Source organism: Polaromonas aquatica (assembly GCF_042659145.1).
Taxonomy (GTDB): domain Bacteria; phylum Pseudomonadota; class Gammaproteobacteria; order Burkholderiales; family Burkholderiaceae_C; genus Polaromonas; species Polaromonas aquatica.
Genome location: NZ_JBHSRS010000013.1, coordinates 65,355 through 78,461, shown reverse-complemented (window position 1 = coordinate 78,461; position 13,107 = coordinate 65,355). Strand labels below are relative to the sequence as shown.

The following is a 13,107-nucleotide window of genomic DNA, read 5'->3' as shown; positions in this document are numbered from 1 at the left end:
GGGCTCGTCTCCGGCGGTTTGGAGCCGAAGGAGCTCAGGCTTACTTGAAGCGGTACGACAGCGCAACAAACCCCGTGTCCTGCGTTTTCCGGCTGACCAGGGGGCTGTTATAGACCGCGGAATCCAGCCACTTCCGGCGCAATTGCAGGCTGAGTATCCAGGGATTGCCCAGCGGTACATCCACTGCAAGTCCCAACACAGGTGTAGTTGATGCACCGGCGTTATAGCTGGCATAGCCGCTGGCCAGGGACTCGGCAGCCGTCACCCCGTACAAATAGTTGGCGTACCTGGCACTGCGGTACTCCACGCCCAATTGCGGATAAAAGGATACGCGCCCCAGCTTGAACTCAGCCGCGTAAGTCGCCTCCAGCAAGGCCCCGCGCGACTTGTTGGCATCCACAAAGGCATTCAGGATAAATGCGCCATAAGGCGTCTGCTGGAAGGTGCCAACGCCCAATGGAATCGGCGTCTTGCGGTCCGTCAGGCCAGCCAGCGCGGCCGTATCAGCGCGCCAGCCGTCCTGGCTTACGCGGCCGACCAACTCCAGGTAACCGTAGCCGACCGGAACCGTCTTCACACCAAAGGTATCGACCCGCGCGAAAAAACGGCCGTAGTCAAAAAAACCATAGGGCAGCACCGTGCTGTCCGTGCCCTTGCTGCGAATGACGCTTTGTGTGCCGTACACGGCGCCGCCCACGTCGCCCACCAGCTTGTCCGTCAGCGGCGCGGCCTGGGCGCTTGCGAGGTGCGGCACCAGCAGCGCAGCAGCCGCCAGAGCCAGCGCTGTAAATGCCTGCAGGCCGTTGAAGCCGGTGTTTTTGCAATTCATCGCATGCCTCTTCTTTGTTGTCTGGACGTTGTGCGATCGAGTATAGAACCGGACTGCTGCCCTGCTTGCGTGCCTGCGCATGGTGCCTGTCCCTGCAGGTCGTGCTCCGCCGAGCGCCTGATTACACAGGGGTGGCGAGTTTGAGACCAATCACGCCAGCGACGATCAGCCCAAGGCTGACGAGGCGCCCGGTGCTGGCCGCGTCGCCCAATAGCACCATGCCGAGGATGGCCGTGCCGACGGCGCCGATGCCGACCCAGACCGCGTAGGCGGTGCCGACCGGCAGCGTCTTCATCGCGATGCCGAGAAGCACCACGCTGACCACCATGGACGCGACGGTGCCTATGGACGGCCAGAGGCGGGTAAAGCCTTCGGTGTATTTGAGCCCGATCGCCCAGCCTATTTCAAAAAGGCCGGCGACAAAAAGAATGAGCCAGTTCATGGAGTTCCTCAAACGATCCCAAGGTCGTCCTTGAGCGGAGTTGGATACGCAGGGTCGTCCCGTGCGTCGACGCGGAGCAAACGTCCACGTGCGAATGAGGAATTGATTCTATCGAAAATGGAAATTTTTTCGGTGGGCAACCCAGCGAGGCGACCAATCTCCACCTGAACGCTGGCAATGATTGCCAGCGTATGCACTCAGGCGCCCACCAGCGCCGTACGCCGTACACGCCGCACGTTGAACGCGCTGGCAATCAGCAGGGCCTGCATCACGGCCAGGCCGAGCAGGACACCCCGATACTGGCCATGGTCCATCATGGTGCCGAAGATCAGTGGCGACACGGCCTGCCCGATGTCCAGGCCGGCATACACCACGCCATAAACCCGGCCCGAGGCATTTGCAGGCGTTGAGCGCTTGACCAGCAAGTCGCGCGAAGGCCCTGCAATGCCGGATGTAAAACCCATCAGGCCAAACAGCACCGGAACCACCCACGCCGGATAACTGCCCAGGGCCAGCAGCAAGGCCACGCCCGCGGCCAGCCCGAAGCCTATGCCCACGATGCGCTCGCAACGTGTCGGGTCAGCGGCCAGAAAACCGCCAAACACCATGCCGCCCGCGCTGCACAGCATGTAAGTCGTCAAACAGATGGCGACCAGGGGCAAAGGCACGTCGTGCAGCTGGCGCGCGGCTTCCGGTGCAAAAGCCTGCACCACACCCAGCACGATGGCGTACCAGAAGAAAAAGGCAAAACACATCCAGACCGCCGGGATTTTCAGGAAACCCAGGCTGCTGTCCGTCGCTGGCGCGCCCTTGACGGGCGCGGCCACATCCAGATGCAGCTTGTCACGGTTGAACAGCAAAACCACCAGCACGGCAAAGGCCAGCACACCGGCAGCGGCCAGCGCCACGCGCCATGAATAGGCAAGCGTCAGCGGCACCAGCATGGCCGGCGCCAGCGCCCAGCCCAGGCTGCCGGTGATGCCGTGCACACTGTAGGCGTGTCCCAGGCGAGGCGCACTGACCTTGCGGTTGAGCAGCGTGTAGTCCACCGGATGGAACACGCCGTTGCCTATGCCGCCTATCACCGCAGCGCCCGCCAGCATCCAGTAGCTGGTGCTCAGCGCATAACCAAAGGCCGCAACACCGATCAGGGCCAGTCCGCCGAACAGGATGGGGCGCGGGCCGAAACGGTCAACCACAAAACCGGACAGGGCCTGCACCGCGCAGGAGACAACAAAAAAAATCGTCATCAGGAAACCCAGTTCCGCGTAGCTCACGTTGAACTCGGTTTTCAGCCAGGGGAACAGCGGCGCCAGCAGCAACTGGCTGAAATGGCTGATCAGGTGCGCCCCACCAACGAGGCCGATAACGCCGGCGTCATGCCGCAAAGGCACGCTGGCCGGCAAATTCATGGTGCTTGAAGTATTCATGGCGCTATCGTAGTATTGACTGATCATGTAAAAATGCGACAAATAGACAATATTTATCGAATTTCAGACAACCCCTTCCCGCAGGCCGCAACGATCCCATGCACCGCAGCCCCCGACTTCAGCTCATGCCGCTGGGTGACACCGGCGGCTTCACACCCAGCCCGCAGCACCCGGTACGCGTGCGCGCGCGGACCATGCCTGCAGATACACACTTCAAACCGCACGCACATGCCTGGGCGCAACTGGCCTATTGCGCCGTGGGCATCGTGCAGGTCACGGCAGAACAAAAAGGCCAGACAGCCGACCAGATCACCTATATCGTGCCGCCCACGCGGGCCGTGTGGATTGCGCCTGGCGCGCAGCACCACATCACCGTGCTGGAGACCGCCGAGTTCCGTACCCTTTATATCGATGCGAGCGCCACTCCCAAAGGCTGGGCCGGTTGCCGTGTGCTCGTGGTGTCCCCCTTATTGCGCGAGTCCATACATGCGCTGGATGCACCCGCCGGCCAGCCCATCAGCGCCGCCCGCGAGCAATTGCTTTGCAGCCTGGTGCTTGATGAAATCACCCATGCCGACACGCAGGCACTGGGCGTGCCGCTGCCGCATCCGCAAAGCGGCGACAAGCGCCTGCGCGCACTGTGCGAGGCGGTGCTGCGTGCACCATCCGAGCGCGCCACGCTGGCCGAATGGGCGGCCGACATAGGCGCCAGTGAACGCACCGCCGCAAGGCTGTTCCGTGATGAACTTGGCCTGAGCTACCAGCAGTGGCGCCAGCAGGCCATACTGGCGCACGCCCTGCCCCTGCTGGCCCGCGGCCAGCCCATCAGCACGGTGGCCGCTGCCAGCGGTTATGCCAGCGACAGCGCGTTTTCAGCCATGTTCAAGGCAGCCATGGGCCAGTCGCCCAGCCATTTTCAGAACAAAAACAGGTTGTAGCCTCCGCTCCATGCGCGCAACCAGCTATCAAATGAATAGCGCGCACCTGTTTTTTCAGGCCTCCGGCGTTTGCGCAGCAGCGCATTCGCCAACACCGTCAGCAGCATCACCTCCGCCGCGAACACCCCTCCCAGACTGCCACAGCAACCAGGATCACGGTCGTCAGGCCGCCAACCATCAACAAATCCGTCAGGTAGGCCAGCGGCGTCAGCACCACCAGTGCAGCCAGCCCGGCCAGATGCGACAGCGGCACGCGCCCGTAAACGGCGCGTTTGTACAGGGCATTGCCCATCAGGTAGATCAAGGGGCCTGCGATCAGCACCGCGACTGAGGTGGTGTCGATGTGCCCATCCGGGTGCGCTATCACCAGTTCATTGGCCACGGCAGACACAATCACGCCGGCCACCATGATGACGTGCACATAGTGAAAGTAGCCGCCCATGCGGCCCGGGTCGTCTGAATGGGCGATGGCATGGCTACCGTCCTTGCTGCTGGTGTCAAAGTAAACCCACCACATGGCCAGGCTGCCCAAAAAGGCAACGAAAAATGCGATCAATGTGGGCGCATCCCAGTGCTCGTGGTGGCTGAGCGTGGCGCCCGTCACCAGAATGGATTCGCCCAGCGCCACGATCATGAACAGCTGGCAGCGCTCGGCCAGGTGGCCGCCTTCAATGGTCCAGTCGGATGTAGCGGAGCGGCCCAGGCCAGGCAGGCGAAAGCCCGTCATCGGTGAAAAATACTCACAGGCCACGGCCAGCGCCCAGAGCGCGAGGCGGGTGTGGCCCTCAGCCATGGCACCGGCAATCCAGAACACTGCGGAGATGCAGACCCAGCCGAGGATGCGCCGGAAATTCGGGGCCAGCGTATGCTTGCTGCCCAGGCTGATGAGTACAAAAACCGTTCGCCCCACCTGGATGGCGACATAACAAAGCGCAAACACCAGGCCCAGCCCTTCAAAGGCCTGCGGCAACGCTGCAGACATGACCAGCCCGGCCGCCATGATGGCAAACAGCATGAGGCGTATCTGCAGGGTTTCCGGGTCGAACCAGTTGGTCACCCAGGCCGTGTACTGCCAGCCCAGCCACACGGCAAACCACAGCACCAGCGCCTGGAGCGCCCCCCACAGCGACAGGTGCGCCAGCAGGTGATGCGAGATCTGCGTGACCGCAAACACATACACCAGGTCAAAAAACAGTTCCCCGAAGGAAACCCTGGCCTCATGCCCGTCGCGCGCCCTGAGCAATGCGCCGTTCTTCCATGTACTCATGCCGACTCCTGAACAAATGAATTTTTCATGGCTTTGACCCTGCCCCTGCACACGGGCGTTTACGCCTCGCAGGGCCGCCAGCAAGCTGTTTTTCGCTTTTTTTCAGGCAAAAACAGGCGCAGGCCTCCGTCCTGACTGCACAACCAGCTATCAATAAAGTAGCAAACAAAAAACCCGCCGAAGCGGGTTTTTCATTCTGGCAGGCGCAAGGCATCAACCTGCTTCAGCCCATGTGCAAGCCGCCGTTGAGCGAGAAGTCCGCGCCGGTGGCATAACCGCCTTCGTCGGATGCGATCCACGAAATGATGGAGGCGATTTCTTCCGGTTGGCCCAGTCGCTTGGCCGGCACGCCGGCAACAATCTTCTCCAGCACATCGGGACGAATTGCCTTGACCATGTCGGTGCCGATATAGCCCGGGCTCACGGTATTGACCGTCACGCCCTTGCTGGCAACCTCCTGCGCCAGTGCCATGGTGAAGCCGTGCAGGCCGGCCTTGGCGGTGGAGTAGTTGACCTGGCCGAACTGGCCCTTCTGGCCATTGACCGACGAAATGTTGATGATGCGGCCGAAGTTGGCCTCGACCATGCCCTCGATGACCTGCTTGGTCACGTTGAACATGCTGTTGAGGTTGGTGGAGATCACCGCGTCCCAGTCGGCCTTGCTCATCTTGCGGAACTGGCCGTCGCGCGTGATGCCGGCATTGTTGACCAGCACGCTGACCGGGCCATGCTCCGCCTTGACCTTGTCGAAGGCGGCCACTGTGGAGTCCCACTCGCCGACATTGCCCACAGAGGCATAAAAGGTGTAGCCGGCAGCTTTCTGCTCGTCAAGCCATTTGGTGAAATCCCGCGTGGGACCACAACCGGCAACGACGGTAAAACCGTCTTTTGCCAGCCGCTGGCAGATGGCGGTACCGATGCCGCCCATACCGCCGGTGACGTAGGCTACTTTCTTGGACATGCTGTTCTCCTTGATGATGTAAATCTCGTTGAGATTCTTTTACTCTGAAATTTACTATGAATTCAATAGCTGCCCGCGCCCGAAGGACGGGCGCTACAGCCGTATTTATACTGAATTCACGAGAAAATACTAACCCAGATTCAGCGTTCCACAGTCAGGGCAACCCCCATGCCGCCGCCAATACACAGGCTGGCAATGCCTTTTTTGGCATCCCGGCGCACCATCTCGTGCAAGAGTGTCACCAGGATGCGACAACCGGATGCACCAATCGGGTGACCGATGGCAATCGCGCCGCCGTTCACGTTGACCTTGCTGGTGTCCCAACCCATTTCCTTGTTCACCGCGCAGGCCTGCGCGGCAAAGGCCTCGTTGATTTCCAGCAGGTCCAGGTCCTGTGCTTTCCAGCCGGCCCTTGCCAGTGCCTTGGTTGAAGCAGGAACCGGGCCCATGCCCATGTACGCCGGGTCCAGTCCGGTGGTCGCATAGCTGGCAATGCGTGCCAGGGGCGTCAGGCCCAGCGTTGCCGCTTTTTTGGCGCTCATGACCATCACGGCAGCGGCACCGTCGTTCAGGCCCGAAGCGTTGCCGGCGGTCACGCCACCGGCCTTGTCGAATGCCGGACGCAGGCCGGCCAGGCCCTCGGCGCTGGTTTTGCGGTTGATGAACTCGTCCGCTGCAAACACGATGGGATCGCCTTTTTTCTGGGCGATTGAAAACGGCACGATTTCATCCTTGAACCTGCCGGCGTCCTGCGCCGCAGCCGCCTTGGTCTGGCTGGCGAGCGCCAGCGCGTCCTGCGCTTCACGCTTGATGTCGTATTTTTTGGCGACGTTTTCTGCCGTGATGCCCATGTGGTACTGGTTGTAGACGTCCCACAGGCCGTCGACGATCATGGAGTCCGCCATCTTCCAGTCGCCCATGCGCTGGCCGTCACGCGAATTGTTCAGGACGTGGGGTGACAGGCTCATGCTTTCCTGGCCGCCTGCAATCACGATCTCGCTGTCGCCCGTGGCCACGGCCTGCGCGGCAAGCATGACGGCCTTCAGGCCCGAACCGCAAACGGCGTTGATGGTCAGGCCGGGAATGCCATTGGGGAAACCGGCCTTGATCACCGTCTGGCGCGCGGGGTTCTGGCCCACACCGGCCGTCAGCACCTGGCCCATGATGACCTCACCGATCTGGTCGGCGGACAGGCCTGAGCGCTCAAGCACGGCTTTGGCGACTGCAGCGCCCAGTTCGGTTGCAGGCGTTTTGGCCAGCGAGCCGCCGAATTTGCCGACAGCGGTGCGGGCGGCTGAAACGATGACGATGTCTTCCATGATGTTTGTCCTTTGTGAATTTTTTGCAGGGTTTTAAAAATGATGTTCAGGCTTTCGCCTTGACGTAGCGGCCAGGCGCCGCCTCAATGGTTTTGTGCTTGCGGCTGCCGTATGCCTTGGGCGCAGCAATTTGCTTGCCAGCGTGGCCCTTGAGCCAGTCGGACCAGTCCGTCCACCAACTGCCGGGGTGCTCGCTTGCGCTCTTGAGCCAGTCCGCCTGCGCCGCCGGGAATTTGTTGGCCGGCAACTTGTCGTTCGTCCAGTAGCTGCGCTTTTTCTTCGCGGGTGGATTGATGACACCGGCGATATGGCCAGATGCGCCCATGACAAAACGTTTTTTGCCCGGCAGGTGCTGGGTGGACGCGTAGGCCCCGCCAATCGGCACGATATGGTCTTCACGCGAGCCGTAGACATACACAGGTATGTCCACCTTCCCCAGGTCAACCTTTTGTCCGCACACCACGGTTTTGCCGGGCTTGACGAGGTTGTTTTCAAAATAGGTGTTGCGCAGATACCAGGCGTAAAACGGGCCAGGCAGGTTGGTCGAGTCGCTGTTCCAGTAGAGAAGGTCAAACGGCGGCGGTGTTTCACCCTTGAGGTAATTGCCGACCACGTAATTCCAGACCAGGTCATTGGGGCGCAAAAAGCTGAAGGTCGATGCCAGGTCCTGGCCCTTGAGCAAACCGCCCTGCCCCATTTCCGCTTCACGGTACTTGACGGAGGTTTCGTCAATAAAGATGTCGAGGATGCCCGTGTCGGTGAAGTCGAGGAAGGACGTGAGCAAGGTTGCGCTGGCCGCGGGCTTTTGCCCCCTGGCGGCCAGCACCGCCAGCGCGGTTGCCAGGATGGTGCCCCCCACGCAAAAGCCCAGGGTGTTGATGGTTTTGGCGCCGGTGATTTCCTGCACCACCTCAATGGCCTTGATGGCGGCATGCTCGATGTAGTCGTCCCAGTTTTTACCGGCCATGGACTCGTCGGGATTGCGCCAGCTCACCACAAAGGTGCGGTGGCCCTGGCTGACGGCATAACGGATCAGCGAGTTGTCGGGCTGCAAATCCAGGATGTAGAACTTGTTGATGCAGGGCGGCACCAGCAGGAAGGGTTTTTCATAGACTTTGGCTGTCAGCGGCTTGTACTCCAGCAACTGGAAGAACTCGTTTTCAAACACCACCGCTCCCTCTGTGGTGGCCACGTTCTTGCCGATCTCGAACACGCTTTCGTCCGTCATCGATACATGGCCCTGCTTGAGGTCATGCAGCAGGTTCTGTATGCCCTTGCCTATGCTTTCGCCGTGGCTTTCGATGGCCTTTTTCTGCGCTTCGGCATTCAGTGCCAGGAAATTGCTGGGCGCCGAAGCAGCCATCCACTGTTCGACGGCAAAACGCACGCGGGCTTTTGTCTTTGCATCACCTTCGACCGCTTCGGCCAGGCTCATCAGGGTGCGGGCATTCAGCAGGTAGGTGGCGGCCGAGAACTTGGAGACCGGATTGTCATTCCAGGCTTCGGCCGAAAACCGCCTGTCGGACGCAGCAGGTATGGCACTGCCGGCCTGAATGCTCTGGTTCCACAGTGCGGTGACCTCTTCCAGGTAATTTTGCTGGATTTGTCGCAGGCGGGCGGCATCAAAACTGATGGCCGGCTGCGCCTGTTTGAAGGCGGAAAGATCCATTGGCGGAAAGCCGGGCGGCATGCCCGCCGCGCCAAAGGGCTGGGCTCCGCCAAAAGCGGTCATGGCCTGCTGCAAACCTGCAACAAAGGTCTCTTGCATCTGCTGGGCCGCCTGGGCCCGGTTTGCGTCAAAATTCATCATGTCTCCCAGACGATTTGAGTCTTGACGACTCTGCTTGTGTGTTTCCACAGTATCTTAGAGATTGATTCTAAAGTCCCGTTCCTGTCCGGAGTTTTATGTATTTAGTTGTCATAGCGTGGATTTACGTGGTGCTCATGATGAGCATTGCCGAAGCCACCAACACCACAGGCACATTGCTGGGCGCCCTGGTCACCTTTGTACTCTATGGCGTGGGGCCGGTGGCATTGGTGGTTTACCTGATGGGCGCTCCGGCGCGCAACAAGGCCATTAAAAAACGCCGCGCCGAAGAACTGGCTCAACAGGCTGCAACAACAGCAGCAGCAGCGGCAGAGGCGGGCACGTCGCCACAACACGAACCCGGTGAGGCGCCACAAAAGACGCCCTGACCCTCAGGGTTTTCTTACTCGCACAGCATCGCCGTAATATTGCACGCACAGTTCCCGCGTAAGCTGCACCAGGGACCGGCTCAAACGCGTGGCAGGCCTGGCCTTCGGAACGGCAATGCACAGGCGATTCCGGATCACGGGCGCATGGATGGCTGCCATGAAGGGCGGCGTGCTGTGTGTCCACTCCCGGATGGCGCTGGCGGGTAAAACAGTCGCCGCGACCCCGCGCGCCACCAGCGACAAAACCGTCTTGATCGAATCCACCTCGGCCACCACCTTGAGCAGGTAACCCCTGGGCCTGGCTTCGCTTTCAAGCAATTGCCGCAGGGAGTTGGGTTTGCTGGGCAGCACCAGCGGCAGCGCCGCCACTTCGGCCAGGCGGATGCGGGACGGCAAGGGCGTTGAAGCCATCAACACCAGCGACTCGCGCGCCACGGTCTCGATACTGAGCAGCGGGGATGCGGGCGGGTCAAACAGCACCGCTACATCCAGGCGACCGGCCACCAGCCATTCACGCAAGCGGATGCTCAGGCCTTCCTCGACACTGATGGCCGCATCGGGAAACTCGGCCCTGAATCGCTCAACCAGGTCTGCCGTCATGGCATGTGCCACACGCGGCGGCAGGCCTATGGTGATGCGCCCGCTGGGGATCAGTTGCCGTTCGCGCATGTCCGCACGCGCACGCTCGGCGAGCTCAAAAATCGCCCGCGCATGGGCCAGCAACGCAAGCCCCGCCTCGGTCGGCTCGGCGCCCCTGCCGGTGCGGTTGAGCAGGCGCTGGCCGGTCTCCTGCTCCAGCGCGGCCACCTGCTGGCTCAAGGCCGGCTGGGACATGACCAGCACGGCGGCGGCCTTGCTGAAGCTGCCGGCTTCGGCAACGGCCACGAAATACTCAAGGCGGCGCAGGTCCACAGTGGCTCCCGGTAAACATCAAAACCATGAATTCTATTGATAAATCAAATAGCTGATAGCCAAAAAACGTTTAGCAAAACCGGCCTTGCTGCCCTCAGAATAGGCACCCATCATCATGACAACACCTGTACTCACCTATAACCCCCAGCCGGCCCGCCCGGCCCTGCGTTTACCCGCCGGGGCCTGCGACAGCCACGTCCATGTCTTCGGCCCGGCCGCGCGCTTCCCGTTTGCAGCCAGCCGCAACTTCACGCCTGCCGATGCGCCCAAGGAGGCGCTGTTTGCATTGCACAAGGTCCTGGGCATTTCACGTTGCGTGATCGTGCAGTCCGCCATCCACGGCTTCGACAATTCGGCGGCAGAAGATGCCATTGCCGCAGGCGGCGGCCATTACCTGGGCGTGGCGCTGGCCCCGCACACCGTGCCGGATGCAGAACTGCAGCGCCTGAAGGCTGCCGGCTTTCGCGGCGTGCGTTTTAATTTCATACCGCACCTGGAACAGGGCTCAACGCCACAGCAGGTCATGGAACTCACGCAGCGCCTGGCGCCGCTTGGCATGCACCTGCAGGTGCATTTCGCCAGCGGCCTGGTCCATGAGCTGGCGCCCATCCTCAAGACATCGGCCGTGCCCGTGGTCATTGACCACCTGGGCCGCGTCAATGCAGCGCTGGGCCCCGACCATGCGGACTTCCGCGCACTCTGCACGCTGATGGAAGACCCGAACTTCTACATGAAGGTCAGCGGCGCCGAGCGCAACTCCCCTGCCCCGCCTTATGCCGAGGGCGCGGCACTGGCACGCCAGATGGTCGAGCGCTTTCCGGACCGCTGCTTCTGGGGCACCGACTGGCCGCATCCCAACCATACGCATGTGCCGGACGATGCGGCCCTGGTGGACCTGCTGGTCAGCATCGCCCCCACACCCGACCTGCTGGACCGCCTGCTGGTGCAAAACCCGCAGCGCTTCTACCGGTTCCCGGCATGAACGGGCGCCTGCACAACAAGGTGGCCTTCGTCACCGGCGCCGGCTCGGTCGGTCCGGGCTGGGGCAACGGGCGCGCCATCGCCGTGCGTTTTGCACAGGAAGGCGCAAAAGTATTCGCAGTCGATCGTGATGCCGGCCGCATGGAAGAAACCGTGAAGCTGGTAAAGGAAGCCGGTGGCGAGATAGAAACCGCCGCCTGCGACGTGACGCAGTCCGGCTCGGTTGCCGCCGTTGTGGCAGCCTGCGTTGAACGTTTCGGCCGCATAGACATACTCGTCAACAACGTGGGCGGCTCCGCAGCGGGCGGGCCGGTTGAAATGACAGAGGACGTCTGGGACGCCCAGATGGACCACAACCTCAAAAGCGTGTTCCTCACCTGCAAACACGTGCTGCCCATCATGGAAGCACAGGCGACAGGCGCTATCGTCAACATCGCCTCAACGTCAGGCATGCGCTGGACCGGCTCGGCGCAGGTCGCCTATGCATCCACCAAGGCCGGGGTGATGCAGTTCTCGCGCGTGGTGGCCGTGCAGTACGCCAAAAAAGGCATACGCGTCAACACGGTGGTGCCGGGCCAGCTCTACACCCCCATGGTCGATGTGCGCCTGGCCAAACAGCGTACAGGTGGTGATGTAACGACCCTGTTGCAGCAACGCCAGTCGCGCATCCCGCTGCCGTTTATGGGTGACGGCCGCGACACCGCCAATGCGGCGCTGTTCCTGGCCTCCGACGAGGCCCGCTTTGTCACCGGCACAGAGCTCGTCGTCGATGGCGGCATGTCCGCCAGATGTGATTAGTTGAATCCAAATCAAATACAACCAAAGGAAAAACCATGCGCAAACGAGACAACACCCGCAGAAATGCAATCACCCTGATGGCAGCCGCCGCAACCCTGGCGCTCTCGGCCGGCTTTGCACTGCCGGCAATGGCACAGGCCAAAATCACCCGCCTGGTCGTGGCCTTCCCGCCCGGCGGCCCGGTTGATTTTGTGGCCCGCACCATGGGCGAGCAGCTTGGCAAGGAACTTGGCACGCAGGTGATCATTGAAAACAGGGCCGGAGCCAACGGCGCCATTGCGGCTGAATACGTGGCACGGGCCACACCGGACGGCAGTACGCTCTGGCTCACCAGTGTGGGCGCCGTGGCCATCAACCCGCCGCTCTACGACAAACTTCCCTACGATCCGGTGCGCGATCTGGCACCGATCTCACTGGTCGTCAACAACGTGGAGCTGCTGGTGGTCGGCGCTAACAACCCGGCCAACAACGGCGCTGAATTTGTCGCCAACGCCAAAAAACGCAAGGAAGGCGCCACCATGGCATCGTCGGGCACGGGTAGCGTGCCGCACCTGGCCATGGAACTGCTGGCAGATGTCAGCAAGGCCAAGCTTGTGCATGTGCCCTACAAGGGCGCGGCACCCGCCATCACCGACGTGATTGCAGGGCACGTGGACGGCTTTTTCGGCGACATCCCCGGCCTGGTCGGTTTTATCAAGGCCGGCAAACTCAAGCCCATAGGCATTGCATCCCCCAAACGCCACCCCCTGCTGCCGGACGTCAAGACCTTCAAGGAAATGGGCATGCCCGGTGTGGACTCCGACAACTGGTATGCGCTGTTCAGTACCAAGGGCACACCGACTGCAGATGTGGCCCGCCTCAACCTGGCTGTCAGGCGCACGCTGGCCAATGAAGGCGTGCGCTCAAAGCTGATGGCCTCCGGGGCAGAGCCCTCTGCATCCAGCCCGGCGGAACTTGCATTGCTCATGAAAAACGACACGGCCAAATGGGGCAAGGTCATCCGCGACAAACAGATCAAACCTGAATAGGCCGTT

Annotated in this window: 13 protein-coding genes; 5 read left to right on the top strand and 8 right to left on the bottom strand. The window is 61.5% G+C overall.

Features of this window, described 5'->3' with window-relative positions:
* Positions 1-40 precede the first annotated feature (40 nt).
* The 3 genes from ACFQND_RS04530 to ACFQND_RS04520 all read right to left on the bottom strand — a co-directional run bounded on the left by ACFQND_RS04530 (position 41) and on the right by ACFQND_RS04520 (position 2,701).
* Entirely contained in the window at positions 41-829 is a 789-nt protein-coding gene (locus tag ACFQND_RS04530) for a MipA/OmpV family protein (protein WP_371437861.1), read from the bottom strand.
* Positions 830-950: 121 nt separating this feature from the next.
* On the bottom strand, positions 951-1,271 hold the full coding sequence (gene sugE / locus ACFQND_RS04525) for a quaternary ammonium compound efflux SMR transporter SugE (RefSeq protein WP_371437862.1): 321 nt from the start codon (positions 1,269-1,271) through the stop codon (positions 951-953).
* A 197-nt stretch (positions 1,272-1,468) separates the two neighbouring features.
* Entirely contained in the window at positions 1,469-2,701 is a 1,233-nt protein-coding gene (locus ACFQND_RS04520; protein ID WP_377412464.1) for an MFS transporter, read from the bottom strand.
* Between the two features lie 98 nt (positions 2,702-2,799).
* Between ACFQND_RS04520 and ACFQND_RS04515 the strand changes: the two genes are divergently transcribed.
* Positions 2,800-3,639, top strand: coding sequence for an AraC family transcriptional regulator (locus tag ACFQND_RS04515; protein WP_377412461.1), 840 nt, complete (start codon positions 2,800-2,802; stop codon positions 3,637-3,639).
* Between the two features lie 106 nt (positions 3,640-3,745).
* Here the strand turns inward: ACFQND_RS04515 and ACFQND_RS04510 are convergent, their stop codons facing one another.
* From ACFQND_RS04510 to ACFQND_RS04495, 4 genes are all read right to left on the bottom strand, one after another.
* On the bottom strand, positions 3,746-4,906 hold the full coding sequence (locus ACFQND_RS04510) for a low temperature requirement protein A (RefSeq protein WP_371437865.1): 1,161 nt from the start codon (positions 4,904-4,906) through the stop codon (positions 3,746-3,748).
* Between the two features lie 223 nt (positions 4,907-5,129).
* On the bottom strand, positions 5,130-5,867 hold the full coding sequence (gene phbB / locus ACFQND_RS04505) for an acetoacetyl-CoA reductase (protein WP_371437866.1): 738 nt from the start codon (positions 5,865-5,867) through the stop codon (positions 5,130-5,132).
* 140 nt (positions 5,868-6,007) lie between these two features.
* Complete coding sequence (locus ACFQND_RS04500; RefSeq protein ID WP_371437867.1) at positions 6,008-7,186, bottom strand: acetyl-CoA C-acetyltransferase; 1,179 nt, start codon at positions 7,184-7,186, stop codon at positions 6,008-6,010.
* A gap of 46 nt (positions 7,187-7,232) precedes the next feature.
* Positions 7,233-8,993 (bottom strand): PHA/PHB synthase family protein, encoded by a 1,761-nt coding sequence (locus tag ACFQND_RS04495; RefSeq protein ID WP_371437868.1) that lies wholly within the window; start codon positions 8,991-8,993, stop codon positions 7,233-7,235.
* A 98-nt stretch (positions 8,994-9,091) separates the two neighbouring features.
* Here ACFQND_RS04495 and ACFQND_RS04490 point away from each other — a divergent pair, with 98 nt between their 5' ends.
* Positions 9,092-9,382, top strand: a complete 291-nt coding sequence (locus ACFQND_RS04490) for a hypothetical protein (protein WP_371437869.1) — start codon at positions 9,092-9,094, stop codon at positions 9,380-9,382.
* Between the two features lie 3 nt (positions 9,383-9,385).
* Here ACFQND_RS04490 and ACFQND_RS04485 read toward each other — a convergent pair whose 3' ends face one another.
* The gene (locus ACFQND_RS04485; RefSeq protein ID WP_371437870.1) at positions 9,386-10,294 is read right to left on the bottom strand and encodes a LysR substrate-binding domain-containing protein; all 909 of its coding nucleotides are present in this window, start codon (positions 10,292-10,294) and stop codon (positions 9,386-9,388) included.
* 115 nt (positions 10,295-10,409) lie between these two features.
* Between ACFQND_RS04485 and ACFQND_RS04480 the strand changes: the two genes are divergently transcribed.
* The 3 genes from ACFQND_RS04480 to ACFQND_RS04470 are packed head-to-tail and all read left to right on the top strand — an operon-like array spanning position 10,410 to position 13,101.
* The gene (locus ACFQND_RS04480) at positions 10,410-11,276 is read left to right on the top strand and encodes an amidohydrolase family protein (protein WP_371437871.1); all 867 of its coding nucleotides are present in this window, start codon (positions 10,410-10,412) and stop codon (positions 11,274-11,276) included.
* Positions 11,273-12,073: an SDR family NAD(P)-dependent oxidoreductase gene (locus tag ACFQND_RS04475; RefSeq protein WP_371437872.1), complete on the top strand. Its 801-nt coding sequence runs from the start codon at positions 11,273-11,275 to the stop codon at positions 12,071-12,073. The genes ACFQND_RS04480 and ACFQND_RS04475 overlap by 4 nt, the downstream gene beginning before the upstream one ends.
* Positions 12,074-12,108: 35 nt before the next feature.
* Positions 12,109-13,101, top strand: coding sequence for a Bug family tripartite tricarboxylate transporter substrate binding protein (locus ACFQND_RS04470; RefSeq protein WP_371437873.1), 993 nt, complete (start codon positions 12,109-12,111; stop codon positions 13,099-13,101).
* Positions 13,102-13,107: the final 6 nt, after the last annotated feature.